Annotated in this window: 11 protein-coding genes; 10 read left to right on the plus strand and 1 reads right to left on the minus strand. The window is 51.6% G+C overall.

The annotated features are described in order from the left end of the window. The first annotated feature begins 111 nt into the window (after positions 1–111). The 7 genes from K8R57_11270 (at position 112) to K8R57_11300 (ending at position 9850) form a co-directional block, all read left to right on the plus strand. The gene (locus tag K8R57_11270) at positions 112–891 is read left to right on the plus strand and encodes a hypothetical protein (protein MCE9588878.1); all 780 of its coding nucleotides are present in this window, start codon (positions 112–114) and stop codon (positions 889–891) included. A 120-nt stretch (positions 892–1011) separates the two neighbouring features. Beyond that, positions 1012–5547, plus strand: coding sequence for a DUF6531 domain-containing protein (locus tag K8R57_11275; protein ID MCE9588879.1), 4536 nt, complete (start codon positions 1012–1014; stop codon positions 5545–5547). 73 nt (positions 5548–5620) lie between these two features. Further along, positions 5621–6100, plus strand: a complete 480-nt coding sequence (locus K8R57_11280) for a hypothetical protein (GenBank protein MCE9588880.1) — start codon at positions 5621–5623, stop codon at positions 6098–6100. A 64-nt stretch (positions 6101–6164) separates the two neighbouring features. After that, complete coding sequence (locus K8R57_11285) at positions 6165–7577, plus strand: RHS repeat-associated core domain-containing protein (GenBank protein ID MCE9588881.1); 1413 nt, start codon at positions 6165–6167, stop codon at positions 7575–7577. A 4-nt stretch (positions 7578–7581) separates the two neighbouring features. After that, a complete protein-coding gene (locus tag K8R57_11290; GenBank protein ID MCE9588882.1) occupies positions 7582–8157 on the plus strand; it encodes a hypothetical protein in 576 nt (191 codons plus the stop codon). A 135-nt stretch (positions 8158–8292) separates the two neighbouring features. Beyond that, positions 8293–9156 (plus strand): RHS repeat-associated core domain-containing protein, encoded by an 864-nt coding sequence (locus K8R57_11295; protein MCE9588883.1) that lies wholly within the window; start codon positions 8293–8295, stop codon positions 9154–9156. Positions 9157–9520: 364 nt separating this feature from the next. Then, complete coding sequence (locus K8R57_11300; protein ID MCE9588884.1) at positions 9521–9850, plus strand: RHS repeat-associated core domain-containing protein; 330 nt, start codon at positions 9521–9523, stop codon at positions 9848–9850. A 195-nt stretch (positions 9851–10045) separates the two neighbouring features. Here the strand turns inward: K8R57_11300 and aat are convergent, their stop codons facing one another. Then, positions 10046–10642 carry a leucyl/phenylalanyl-tRNA--protein transferase gene (gene aat, locus K8R57_11305; GenBank protein ID MCE9588885.1) on the minus strand — a complete coding sequence of 199 codons (597 nt, stop codon included), beginning with the start codon at positions 10640–10642 and terminating at the stop codon, positions 10046–10048. An 85-nt stretch (positions 10643–10727) separates the two neighbouring features. Between aat and K8R57_11310 the strand changes: the two genes are divergently transcribed. Genes K8R57_11310 through coaD form a run of 3 tightly spaced genes read left to right on the plus strand, consistent with a single transcriptional unit; the run spans position 10728 to position 13152 of the window. Beyond that, positions 10728–10928, plus strand: a complete 201-nt coding sequence (locus tag K8R57_11310; GenBank protein ID MCE9588886.1) for a hypothetical protein — start codon at positions 10728–10730, stop codon at positions 10926–10928. Positions 10929–10980: 52 nt separating this feature from the next. After that, positions 10981–12648 carry a glutamine-hydrolyzing GMP synthase gene (guaA, locus tag K8R57_11315; protein ID MCE9588887.1) on the plus strand — a complete coding sequence of 556 codons (1668 nt, stop codon included), beginning with the start codon at positions 10981–10983 and terminating at the stop codon, positions 12646–12648. A gap of 15 nt (positions 12649–12663) precedes the next feature. Further along, positions 12664–13152, plus strand: coding sequence for a pantetheine-phosphate adenylyltransferase (coaD, locus tag K8R57_11320; GenBank protein MCE9588888.1), 489 nt, complete (start codon positions 12664–12666; stop codon positions 13150–13152). The last annotated feature ends 154 nt before the right edge of the window (positions 13153–13306 follow it).

Here is a 13306-nt window from a genome sequence, read left to right on the forward strand (position 1 = left end):
AGTAAGGCGATATAATCTTACAGCAGCTCTTTGTGTTTGTCTGATTGTGTCAAAATTGTTGCAAAACATGTTTGGCAATATACGGGGGTGATGGGTCAGTGTCCGCCCTTTATGAATCGCTCGCCGCTCATGCAAATGATCTACAAGCCAGCAACGTTCATCGTTCTGGGAGTTGGGGTGATCGTTTTGATGGTAGCGCTCGCGATCATGATCGCCACGGGAGGGGAAAGGGAAGGGGCGAATCATTCTGTGGGTATGACTCCAACGAATGCGAGTAGTGCTGGAAATACAGGGTCCACTCACTCCAACCTCATCGCGCAGGCGAACAATTCGGCATCACAAGTCAGAGCAAATGATTTCCATGCGGGACCGCTGCCTGATCCGCTCCTTCGATCTGCCGGAACCATAGCAACTACCAGTGCTGCTCTGAGTGAGTCAGGAAATGCCTCCGGGTTGGACGCTCAACAGTCGCCCGACAACAAATTAGAACCCTTCGAGTCACCCGCTGCTGCTAGTAAGGAGCAGGGTAGTGATCGGATGAGTGCGGTCGTAGGCGCGGGCGGACAAGGTGTCGTAAGGCTCACCCCCAACGACTTGGGATTATTTCCAAGAGTTCCTATCGGACTCGGAGCCACTGCTCCAATTACAGTCTCCTATCCGGAAGCCATGGCTGGAGACACGATTACTGTTCAGAGTGAGGATGGGGGCCAAATCAATGGATCAAAGACAGTCATCCAAGCGACTCTGGATGACAAGCGCACCCTCCGATTCAATTTCACGAGTACTCAGGAAGGAGGGATCTATCACATCACCCTGAGACGAGGTTTCGAAGAAAAACGACTCGAGCTCTGGGGCGGCCCCGCTCCGCAAGTCGTGAGCAAGACCCCATAATTTTGGGAAAACATTTTCCCGTATCGTTCCCTCCTCGTTTTCCCACAACTTCTTAAGACCGCCAGGGTTACCGCCACTAAAACAGCCACCTACACAAATCCATCACTCACGATCCTTGATATGAACACCCTACGATACCTCACCGCGAGCCTCCTCCTCTCCACCTTGATTGCCTCCAGTGCATGGTGCCAATCACCCTGCGGTAATGGTAATAAGGGTGGTGGAGGAGGAACTGGAAATCCTAATCCGGCACCCAATAATCCCTCAGACATAAATCCACCCAACCCCGATGCTAAAAAGGGAGATCCTGTCATTCCCTACACCGGCAATGAATATAAGCACATTGATGACCTCACCCTCTGGGGAGCTGTAGGTGGCATCCCGATGCGCTGGAGTCGCTACAGCAATTCGAGAGCCGTGGGAGGGGCAAGTCTTTTTGGCATGGCCCATTATTGGAGACATTCCTGGCAATGGGAGCTGGCGCCCACGTCTCCTGATGCAAAGGGACGGAGTCAGCTCATCCTCATCTATCCTGATGGAGCGCAATATACCTTTGTCCAGACAGCACCTGGAGTTTGGCAGCCGACGCAGCAAGTCACCGACACTCTCATCCAGACTTCCACCGGATTTGAACTGGATCGCAAGGACTCGACGCGCTGCATCTTTCAGAAAATCACATCTGGCAGCTCCTTCTATTGCCTCATGACGGCAATGAAGGATGCGGCAGGCAATACCACGTCCTTGGCTTATAATGCCAATCGCCAGCTCACCAGCATCACGGAGCCAGCGGGACGTTCCTTTAACATTGCCTATAAGCCTTTCTCCGGATCTCAGCTCAGCTCGTCAACCTTTGCCACCTTATTGCCCTCATTACTTCCTACGCCACCCTCCGCTGCAAATTGGCAAGAAGTCGCTGTAACGAGTACAACTGCCGCACGATATATTCGCCTTATCGAGGCTGATGGGTCGTATGGTCAGATTGCGGGGCTGGAATTTTACGAAGCAGGCACAGGGAACCTGCTTACTGGTAGCATCATTAGCTCTGACCCCCTGCACGCCGATCTCGCCTTTAGCGGCAATCCTAGTACCGGATGGGTCTCCTCCTCCCCCTCAGGAGGGTTCGTAGGACTCGATCTGGGCACCGCTCGCAAGATCGGTCGGATTCGCTACCTCATTGTGGCAGGCAAAGAAAATCTCCTTCAGCCAGCGGCCATCGCCAAAGCCGGATTTGGAGGCTCTCAGGCTAAGGTTGTTGGTTCTAATCAGGCTCCCTACACCGTGCAGGCCATCTCCTCAGTCACCAGTAGTGATGGGCGTTCGGTGAACTACCAATACACCCCCTTTGTCGATCCCACGCTTCCCTACACCTTTCCTTCCCTCACAGCCGCCATTTATGGCGATGGAACGAAAGCTACCTATGGACTCACGCAGGTATTTCCTGGGATGCGCCCCTTGGTGAGAGACTGGAATGACCCCCGGTATGATCTCCGCCAGCCTCGTTACAAAACCATCTATCAGAGCAGCACCACAGGATCTGTTGCAGGAGCTGTCCAGTCCCAAGTGAATGCTGTCACGGGAGGAACCATCCTCGCGATCAGTCTCCTCAATGGCAATCTTCATCAGCCCTCGGTCACCTATGCCAATGGTGGCGTTGAGACCCAGTATTACAATTCAGGCCTTCCTGGAGGTGCGGCGATTGTGCAGGAGAGCGATGCCAATGGCCGCATGACCTACTACACCTATACTCCTCAGGGATATATGGCGACGAGCAAGGATGCCCTCGGACGCGTCACCTCGTTCTCGTGGACACAGCAGGGGAATCCGCTGACCAAAACCTACCCCGATGGATCGACGGAAAGATGGAGCTACAATGCCCAAGAATCCCTTCTCTCCCATACCGATAACTTGGGACACGTCACCTCCTATGCGCGGGATGCGAGCAATCGCGTGACAGCAATCAGCTACCCTGACGGCAGCAGCGAGGCCTTCTCGTATAACAACCTTGGCCAGCCTCTCACCCACACCCTGCGGAGTGGTGGCACCGAGAGCTTCGCCTATGATGCGCGGGGACTTCGCCTTTCCAAGGCCGATCCTCTCGGCAATGTCACCTCCTACGGCTACGACACGTCCGACCGCTTGAACCGGGTCACCGATGCCCTCGGCCACACCACCACCATGGCCTACAACGAACGGGGCCTGATGACCAATAGCGTCAACCCCGACGGCTCCAGCAAATCGTTCACCTACACCCTCTACGGTGATGTCCAGAGCGAGAGCAACGAACGGGGTGCTACCTGGAACTACACCTATGATGAGTTCCGCAGGCTCACGAGCGTCACCGATCCCCTCGGACGCGTCACAACGATTGCGTATCAGCCCGACAGCATCGAAAACAAGCCCCTCTCCGTCACCCTACCCAGTGGCAAGAAGACCATCTTCCAGTATGACCGAGCCTGGAACCTGACCAGCAAGACCGAGGGGGCAGGAAGTGCCGATGCCGCGACGACGAGTTACAGCTACGATAACGTCAATAACCTCATCCGCATGGTGGATGGGACAGGGAAAGCCTGGACCTACACCTACGATAACCGCAACCGCCGCATAAGTGCCAAGGACCCGCTCGGCAATACCACCTCCTATGCCTATGATGCCGAGGGGAATCTTGTCTCCTCAACCCGTCCCGATGGTAAAACGAGCTCCAGCACCTACGACACCATGAACCGCCTGACCAGCACGACTGATCAAGCAGGCAATACCACCGTGTTTGCCTATGATGGTGGCGGCAATCTCCTCTCCACGACCGATGCGAAGGGAGGCACTTATGCCTACACCTACGACAGCCTCAACCGCCGCTTAAGCATGAGCTACCCCGACGGAACAATCGAGCAATGGGCCTACGACGGCGTTGGCAACTTGAGCACGTACACAACTCGGGCGGGACAGGTCTGCTCCTATAGCTACGACGCCCGCAATCGGAATACCGGCTACTCTTGGAGTGATGGGACGCAGGGGGTCTCCAAGAGCTATGACGTGGCAGGCAGACTCCTGAGCCTCAGCAATGCCGCCTCGGTGATTAGCTACAGCTACGACTCAGCCAACGAACTCCTGAGTGAAACCCAATCCGTCACCGGACAAACTCCCCATACCCTCTCCTACAGCTACGATCCTGATGGCAACCGAACGGGGAAGACCTATCCAAGCGGCTCACAGATTGGGCTTGGCTACAGTGGCCGCAACCTCCCTGCCAGCATCGTCGTGGAGGGAACCAGCATGGCAACCTTCCGGTACGATGGGAATGGGAAGCGCGTGAGTAGGACCCTGGAAAATGGGATCACCACCACCGCAACCTATGACACGGCCAGCCGACTCACTGGGCTCTCCTCACCGGTAGCATCCTACAGCTACAGCCTTGATAGCCTCGGTTGCCGCACCACCCGCTCAGAAAGCACGCCCCAGGGTGCTAAGCGCGATAGCTACGCCTATGACCCGATCAGCCAGCTCACCGGAGTGAACTATGCCAGTGGGGCAAGGACTACCTATGCCTATGATGCCCTAGGTAATCGAACCACCGTCACCACGACCGCAGGAGGAAACTCTATCGTCATCCCCTACTTGGCCAATGCGTGTAACCAGTACAACCAGATTGGTGGACTCCTGGTGAGTTCCGATGCCAATGGCAACCTCACGAGCGATCAGAATGGCAATACCTACACCTACGATGCGCAGAACAGATTGACTTCAGCACGGAGCGGTACCAACACTATGAGCGTGAGCTACGATGCACGCAATCGAGTCGTGAGTCGCACCATCAATGGAGTCACAACTTCCTATGCCTACGATGGATGGAACCTCATTGAGGATTATGACGGCGCAGGCAATGAGTTAGCCCGCTACATCCATGGGCCGCAGAGTGATGACATATTGGCTAAAATCTCTCCTACTGGTGCGGTGTACTATATCCAGGATGGGAACCAAAACGTGACGACCATCACTGATAGCACGGGGGCCGTGCAGGAACGCTACACCTATGATGTGTATGGGACAGCGACCATCACCGATGCTGGTGGGAATGTGCTGACGGTGTCAGGAGTGGGCAACCGCTTCCTCTTCACAGGCCGTGAGTACCTCAGCGAGATCGGGCTCTATGATTATCGCAATCGAGTCTATAGCGCGACGTTGGGGAGATTCCTCCAGACTGATCCGATCGGATTTGAGGCAGGGGATATTAATATCTACCGATATGTGGGGAATGATCCGGTGAATTGGGTTGATCCCATGGGGGAGTGCGGAATAAATAATATAACAACATTCTTTGGAATTAATATTAGCATTATTCCATTTGGTGGAGCAACATTTGAACTGGGGGTTTATTCAAGTCAAGACGGTTTTGGTTTATTTGCTTCAGCTGGCACAGGGCAAGGTCTTGATATGTCTATCTCTGGTAATTGGGGCTATATCAATGGTGGTGCTTCAGTTTTTGCAGGACCTTTTATCAACGGTAGCTTAGGGGTTGGAAAATTAGGTGGTACGGTTCATCAGAATGGATCAGGAAAAACAGTTGGATATAGCGCTTCTGTCGGTCCAGGGCTTACGCCGATATCTGGATCAAAAACGCAAACTTTTACTGCTATCACACCACCGATTTCATTTTGGTAGCCGTAATTATTATTTAGTTAGTCGTGGATTATGCAACAAAAGAAAAATAAAATTATAGATCAATAATCTATTTATGAAGTATCACAAAGTATATGATTTGATTGAAAATGGTAGTTCTGAATGGATCTTTCCTGCCATTGGAATTACTTTTATAGCTTTTGGAATTGTTTTTATCGTCTTTAGAGGATGGCTTTATCCTTCTGCTTTGCAGTCGCTCACTTTTGCTTTTGTGGGATTTGGCATTCTGTGGACTATATTAGCTCTATTTTTTACAACATTTAGCCATAACAAACTTTCGAAAGCGCTTCGTGAAAATCGTTGTTTGATAACTGAAGGAGTTGTTACTGAATTTAATCCAATGCCACTTTCTGGACATGGATATGAATCTTTTATTGTTTCCGGAAATAAATTCCAATATTCTGATTATATTATTAGTCCTGGTTTTCGAAAAACCCAAGCGCATGGAGGAACTGTTCGTAAAGGGGTTTATGTTCGTGTTTATTATGTTGGCAATGACATTGCACGACTGGAAATTGGCTCTCCACGTAAATAAGGGTTAAAAAGTGAAAAAAGGGTCCCACGCATAACGCCTAGAAAAAAAGGGTCGGTCATTCAGAATGACACATTATTCCTACAGCTACAGCCTTGATAGCCTCGGTCGCCGCACCACCCGCTCAGAAAGCACCCTCCAGGGTGCTAAGCGCGATAGCTACGCCTATGACCCGATCAGCCAGCTCACCGGAGTGAACTATGCCAGTGGGGCAAGGACTACCTATGCCTATGATGCTGTGGGTAACAGGACAAGCGTCACCACGACCGCAAGTGGAAGTGGAAGTGGGAGTGGCAATAGCACCACCATCCCATACCTAGCCAATGCGTGTAACCAGTACACCAGGATTGGTGGACTCCTAGTGAGCTCCGATGCCAATGGCAACCTCACGAGCGATCAGAATGGCAATACCTACACCTACGATGCTCAATACATAGCCGTGGGAACGGCTTGGATAGAGTGTGCAGCAGCACAGCCCCAAGCTATAGCGGTGGGGCGAGACGAGCGGGCGCGAGCGAGTCAAAATAGGGTTGCAACAGCACGGAGCGGTACCAACACTATGAGCGTGAGCTACGATGCACGCAATCGAGTCGTGAGTCGCACCATCAATGGAGTCACAACTTCCTATGCCTACGATGGATGGAACCTCATTGAGGATTACGATGCGAGTGGTAACGAACTCGCCCGCTACATCCATGGGCCGCAGAGTGATGACATATTGGCTAAGATCTCTCCCACTGGTGCGGTGTACTACATCCAGGATGGGAACCAAAACGTGACGACGATCACTGATGGCACAGGAGCCGTTCAGGAACGCTACAGCTATGATGTCTATGGTACAGCGACCATCACGGATGCTTCTGGCAATACTCTGACCGTATCAGGAGTGGGGAACCGTTTCCTCTTCACCGGGCGCGAACTGATAAGCCAAATCGGCATCTACGACTATCGGAATCGCGTTTACTCAGCGACGCTGGGGCGATTCCTCCAAACCGATCCGATCAGGTTCGAGGCCGGGGATATCAATATCTATCGCTATGTGGGGAATGGGCCGGTGAATGGGACGGATCCGATGGGGTTATACTGTCAAGAAGGCGATGCAAGTATTGACACTGACGGAGATCCTAATTACAATAAGTATGGTACCGATGGTAAATATCCTGATAATAAACATAGCGATAAAACATCAGCAGGTGATAAATATGATCCTACTTCACCAGGCGTAAATGCACCTTATGAATCATATGCGCATGTCGGAGACCATGTCAAAATTGAAGCAAATGGAAAATCTGTGGATGCTGTAGTATTTGATAAAACTGATAAAGCTCATGCAAAAGAACATACCAACAAACCTGAATTTAACGAAGCTGCTGCAAAGGCTTTAGGCCTTGGTGTAGAGCATAATAATAAAAGTGGTCCATATCCCTTTTTTCCGGGCGACAAAAGCCACGGTCAAGTTCATACCAAAATACTTTTTTAGGAAAATGAAAAGTATATTAAATGTAATATTGGCTTTAAATATTCTGCTTTGCGCCCATTTACATTGTTCAAGTGTAAAAAACGATAAGAAAATCTTCTCTCCGGATGGGAAAAGCTATATATTTATATCTGATAAACCCAGCCCCAAAGGCGGGACTATTACATATTATAATATATATTATAAAGGGAAAAATTATATCATCGAAAATAATTCCACTCCTACATACAGGATTCAATGGAGCAAAGATTCAAATAGAATATACACAATGAATCATGTGTATAAAGAAACTATCGTTCAGATGCTAAATTTTTCAGATAATCATTGGCAGCTAATTCAAATCAACCCGCCGTTCAAATCGATGGAAAACCTCTATTGGACTGCTACTGGTTGGAAAATCGAAGATAGATATTTAACTATATCTTGCGCATATACCAAAAATATGTTTTCTGAAAAACCGCAATATTATATCGGGGAATTCAAATATGATATTTTCAATGAAAAATCGTACGATCTCAAATCAAGAGAAATTTCATTTGATAATTATGTAATCTACAGTGATAGAAATGATGTATCTAAGTAACCTCAATGTAAAATGAGTCAGTCGTTGCAAATTGACATATTTGAGTGGGGAGTAGGAAATTAGTATTCTTATATCACCTTATGAAGCAATACTTCTAGCACAATGGTGATTTCTGACATTGCACGCAATCGAGTCGTGAGTCGCACCATCAATGGAGTCACAACTTCCTATGCCTATGATGGCTGGAACCTCATTGAGGATTATGACGGCGCAGGCAATGAGTTAGCCCGCTACATCCATGGGCCTCAGAGTGATGACATATTGGCTAAAATCTCTCCTACTGGTGCGGTGTACTATATCCAGGATGGGAACCATAATGTCACAGCGATCACTGATGGCACAGGAGCCGTTCAGGAACGCTACAGCTATGATGTCTATGGTACAGCGACCATCACGGATGCTGCGGGGAATGTGCTGACGGTTTCCGGTCAGGGCAATCGGTTTATGTTCACGGGAAGGGAGTTCGTTTCTCAAATCGGGCTGTATGACTATCGGAATCGCGTTTACTCAGCGACGCTGGGTCGATTCCTCCAAACCGATCCGATCAGGTTCGAGGCCGGGGATATCAATATCTACCGGTATGTGGGGAATGGGCCGGTGAGTGGGACCGATCCGATGGGGTTGTGCCCTTTTAACCCAGCTTACAATCCAGGGCTGGGCAACAATAATGTACTAGGTGGAGGGTATGCTCCCAATCTGCCCGGAGGAACTGATCCGGGTGCCAACTTCAAGGGTTTAGGAATAGCAGCTTTAGGCGCGGCGGCAATTGCAACTGGAGGAGAGGCTTTGGTAGCCGCTGCTCCGGCTATTGGAGCCTTAGCAACTGCTGGCTTCAATGCTGCTGTGGGGTATGCTATCCAGAATCCACAGCAGGTTGTGAATGCAGCCAATAATTTAGGGAATGTTATTGAGGGGGCTATATATCCTACTCCGCCATCAAATCGTGCGCAATTGTTAGGAAACATTGGTTCAATTATTTATAATAGCATTAATCCTTAGGGTTTTTAACATATGAAATCTTACATAAACTTCTCTGGAATGATTTCAGTTTTTCTAATCCTCATAGGAATAAACACGATTTATACTGGTCATATAGGAAAATATCAATCTATACAACTCAACGGGAAAGAAGCATATATAACAGGGATTATTTTTTTAATATCTGGATTGTTATTTCTAAGGATTTCGTATAAATCTCGCGATAGGTGATGCGTTCAGAAATAGGTTCATTTCCTAAGAAAAGGGGTCGGTTCGAGAAATTTTCCATTTCCTGAGTTTCAGATAAAATCCCTTTTTCCTGAGTCTCGATGCCAAGATTTCCCCCACAGGTGCGGTGTACTACATCCAGGATGGGAACCAAAACGTGACTACGATCACTGATAGCACGGGGGCCATGCAGGAACGCTACACCTATGATGTCTATGGGACAGCGGCCATCACGGATGGCGCAGGGAATGTGCTGACGGTTTCCGGTCAGGGCAACCGTTTCCTCTTCACAGGCCGTGAACTGATTAGCCAAATCGGCATTTATGATTACAGGAACAGGGTCTATAGCGCGACGCTGGGGAGGTTTTTACAGACCGATCCGATCAGGTTCCAAGCAGGAGATATTAATATCTACCGATATGTGGGGAATGGGCCGGTGAATGGGATTGATCCGAGTGGGGAGTGCCAATGGGAATCTCACCTCTGACCAAAATGGCAATACCTACACCTCCTTTCTGAAAAGGGGCGGGGCTATTATTGCTGAGCCTTGGCGGGCAACTGATCGTGTTTGGAAACAAGATGGTTGAGGGCCAGGTAGGTGAGGCCTCCACCCAAAAGGGAGAGGGTCATATTGAGGAGGGTGTCTGTCATGATGGTCTGACGTTGCCAGGGTGCCTCGCGTTCAAAGGAAATTACGCGGCTTTGAGAAAGTGGTTTTTATGGTAAGTGCGGTGGCCAGTTTTTCCAGATAGTCAGTCCGTGGAATTTCCCTGGCACCGAATTGTTCCAGATGGGGGGTGGTCCATTGGCTGTCGAGCAATGTAAAGCCCCCCTTTTTCAAGATCTCCACGAGATGCCAGAGCGCGACCTTCGAGGCATCGGTGACACGGTGGAACATCGACTCTCCGAAGAAGGCTCCGCCGATGGAGACTCCATAGAGTCCCCCCGCCAGCTTATCATCCTGCCAGACCTCCACCGAATGAGCATGGCCGCTCTCAAAAAGGAGGGTATAGCTCTCTGCGATCACTTCCGTAATCCAAGTCTCTTCGCGTGACGCACAGGCCTGCATGACCTCTTGAAACGCCGTGTCGATACGGACATCCCAGCTACGGTTTTTGAGAATCCTCTTGAGTCCGTGCGGCGTGTGAAATTCCTCCAGCGGGAGGATGCCTCTGGGGTCGGGCGAGTACCAACGGATTTCCCCGTCAGGCATCCCCATCGGGAAGATCCCCGAGGCATAGGCCTCCAAGAGCAGATCGGGAGGGATACCACTTTTCATTTTCAGGTCTCAGGTTTCAGCTTTCATCCTTTTCTGTCCATCCTTCCCGTATTGCCTTCTGGATCGGATCTTTTAGGGTCGCAGGGTGAATCTTCTCCGAATTCTTCTCGCCTCCGTCCTTATCATGATCCCCGCCTTCTGTCTGACCGGTTGCGCCACGGCTGAGAGTAATGTCGATGATGTCGCCGACACAGCCGTTAAGGGGCTTGAGGGTAAAGGGCAACTGTATAACGAAAAGGTGATGAAGGGCGACATGGGTGGCCAATTTGGGAATGACTTCCAATAAGCCCAGAGCCCAACCTAGAACCCAGACGACACCCTTTTCCATTCCGACCGAGATGCCAACCCTGTCTAAAAAAATTGTGAAAACCGCAGTCAAGAAGTCACCCGCTAAATCCTCCAAGCCTTCCAAAGCACCAAAAGCCCTCAAGACACCTAAGGCAACATCCAAGATCGTCATCCTCGATTTTGGATCCCAATACACGCAGGTTATTGCCCGACGCGTGCGTGAGTGCCGGGTCTTTTCCGAGATCCTGCCTCACACAACCAAGGCCAGCGAGATCGTCGCTGACGGGACCGTAAAGGGGATCATCCTCTCGGGTGGTCCCGCAAGCGTCTACGCTCCGAAGGCCCCGAAGGTTGACCCAGCGATCTACGATCTGGGCCTTCCGATCCTCGGTATCTGCTACGGCATGCAGCTCCTCTCCCGCGATCTGGGTGGATCCGTGGCCCGCTCCACCCATCGTGAGTATGGAAAGGGGGTTCTTTCCACCATCGGCGCTTCACCGCTCTTCAAGGGGTTACCCAAGAAGATCGATGTCTGGAACAGCCATGGCGACCGCGTTGAGAAATTGCCCAAGGGCTTCACCGCCATCGGGCAGACCGAAAACGCACCCCATGCGGTCATCGCTGATGCCAAAAGAAAAATTTATGGAATGCAGTTCCATCCCGAGGTGCACCACACCCCGAAGGGAAAGGCCATCATCCAGAACTTCATCCATGGTATCTGCGGTTGCCCGAGCGACTGGACAATGGAGTCTTTCATTGAGCGCATCTGCGCGCAGATCCGCGACCAGGTAGGTGACGGGCGCGTGATTCTCGGGCTCAGCGGCGGGGTAGATTCGAGCGTGGCGGCGGCACTCATCCACAAGGCGATCGGTGATCAGCTCACCTGTATCTTCGTTGATAATGGGCTTCTGCGTTCTGGGGAGCGGGATGCGGTCGGCAGGCTCTTCGGGCGAAATTTCAAAATCCGGCTAAAGATCGTCGATGGGGCCGATCGCTTCCTCGGGAAGCTCAAGGGAGTCACCGACCCCGAGAAAAAGCGCAAGATCATCGGAACCGAATTCATCCGCATCTTCGAGCGCTCAGCCGAGGAGCTCCGGAAATCGGCTAAGGGCTCGAAGCACCCCTTCCGCTTTCTTGCGCAGGGGACTCTCTATCCCGATGTCATCGAGAGCGTCTCCATCGCCGGGAATCCCGCCTCGCTCATCAAGAGCCACCACAATGTCGGTGGTCTCCCGGAGGATATGAAATTCGAGCTCGTGGAGCCACTGCGTCAGCTCTTCAAGGACGAGGTCCGCGAGGTGGGTCGCGAACTGGGGCTCCCCCAGGAAGTGGTCGACCGTCAGCCTTTCCCCGGCCCAGGCCTGGCCGTTCGCATCATTGGTGCGATCACGCCGGAGCGTCTCCGCATCGTGCGCGACGCCGACGCGATCGTCCTTCAGGAAATGAAGGCCTCGGGCTGGTACTTTAAGGTCTGGCAGTCCTTCGCCGTCCTCTTGCCGGTCCAGTCGGTCGGCGTGATGGGTGACGAGCGCACCTACGACTACACGATCGCCCTGCGCGTCGTAGAGAGCCAGGATGGCATGACTGCCGACTGGGTGCGTTTGCCGTATGACTTGCTGGCCAAGATCTCCAGCCGCATCATCAACGAGGTGAAGGGTGTGAACCGCTGCGTGCTGGATGTCTCCAGCAAGCCGCCCGCCACCATCGAGTGGGAGTAATCCTTTCCTCGTTTTATGAGCCACAGACGCGCGATCTATCCGGGAAGCTTCGACCCGGTCACGAATGGTCATCTCGACCTGATCACCCGCTCGCTCGGTCTCTTTGACGAGGTGATCGTCGGCGTGGCGGACAATGAGGCCAAGAACCCGCTCTTCACGACTGCTGAGAGGGTCGATCTGATCCAAAAGAGTGTTGGTCCGCACGAGGGACTCTTGGTCGAGCCGCTCAACGGACTGCTGGTCGATTTCTGCCGTCGTCGTGGGGCCTTTGTGGTCATCCGCGGGTTGAGGGCGGTCTCCGACTTCGAATTTGAATTTCAGATGGCCCTGACGAACCGCCGCCTTGAGCCGAAGATCGAGACGATCTTCCTGACGCCCCGCGAGGATTGCATCTTCCTGAGTTCCCGGATCGTGAAGGAAGTGGCCCGGTTGGGAGGGGATGTTTCCCCCTTTGTCTCCGTCTCGACCCTCGCATCCCTGGAAGAAAAATTTCCTAAAGACTGAGGCAGCTGAAAGGATGGTTCTTCATCAGTTAGCTTGGGAAATGGGATGGAAAAGAGTAAGTGGAGAGGATGGAAAGCACTGAATTATACGCGAGAGCGATAGGAGTTGAAACTCCGTGGAGGGTGAGGGAAGTGGAGATGGATATGGAGGGGAA

It is taken from the genome of Verrucomicrobiota bacterium (assembly GCA_021413925.1).
Lineage (GTDB): Bacteria > Verrucomicrobiota > Verrucomicrobiia > Chthoniobacterales > UBA6821 > UBA6821.

Excerpts from the sequence above, each read along its gene's own strand:
- K8R57_11270 (MCE9588878.1), top strand. The coding sequence starts at position 112 with ATGAATCGCTCGCCGCTCATGCAAATGATCTACAAGCCAGCAACGTTC.
- K8R57_11285 (MCE9588881.1), top strand. The coding sequence starts at position 6,165 with ATGACACATTATTCCTACAGCTACAGCCTTGATAGCCTCGGTCGCCGC.
- coaD (MCE9588888.1), top strand. The coding sequence starts at position 12,664 with ATGAGCCACAGACGCGCGATCTATCCGGGAAGCTTCGACCCGGTCACG.
- aat (MCE9588885.1), bottom strand. The coding sequence starts at position 10,642 with ATGAAAAGTGGTATCCCTCCCGATCTGCTCTTGGAGGCCTATGCCTCG.
- K8R57_11290 (MCE9588882.1), top strand. The coding sequence starts at position 7,582 with ATGAAAAGTATATTAAATGTAATATTGGCTTTAAATATTCTGCTTTGC.
- guaA (MCE9588887.1), top strand. The coding sequence starts at position 10,981 with ATGCCAACCCTGTCTAAAAAAATTGTGAAAACCGCAGTCAAGAAGTCA.
- K8R57_11280 (MCE9588880.1), top strand. The coding sequence starts at position 5,621 with ATGAAGTATCACAAAGTATATGATTTGATTGAAAATGGTAGTTCTGAA.
- K8R57_11275 (MCE9588879.1), top strand. The coding sequence starts at position 1,012 with ATGAACACCCTACGATACCTCACCGCGAGCCTCCTCCTCTCCACCTTG.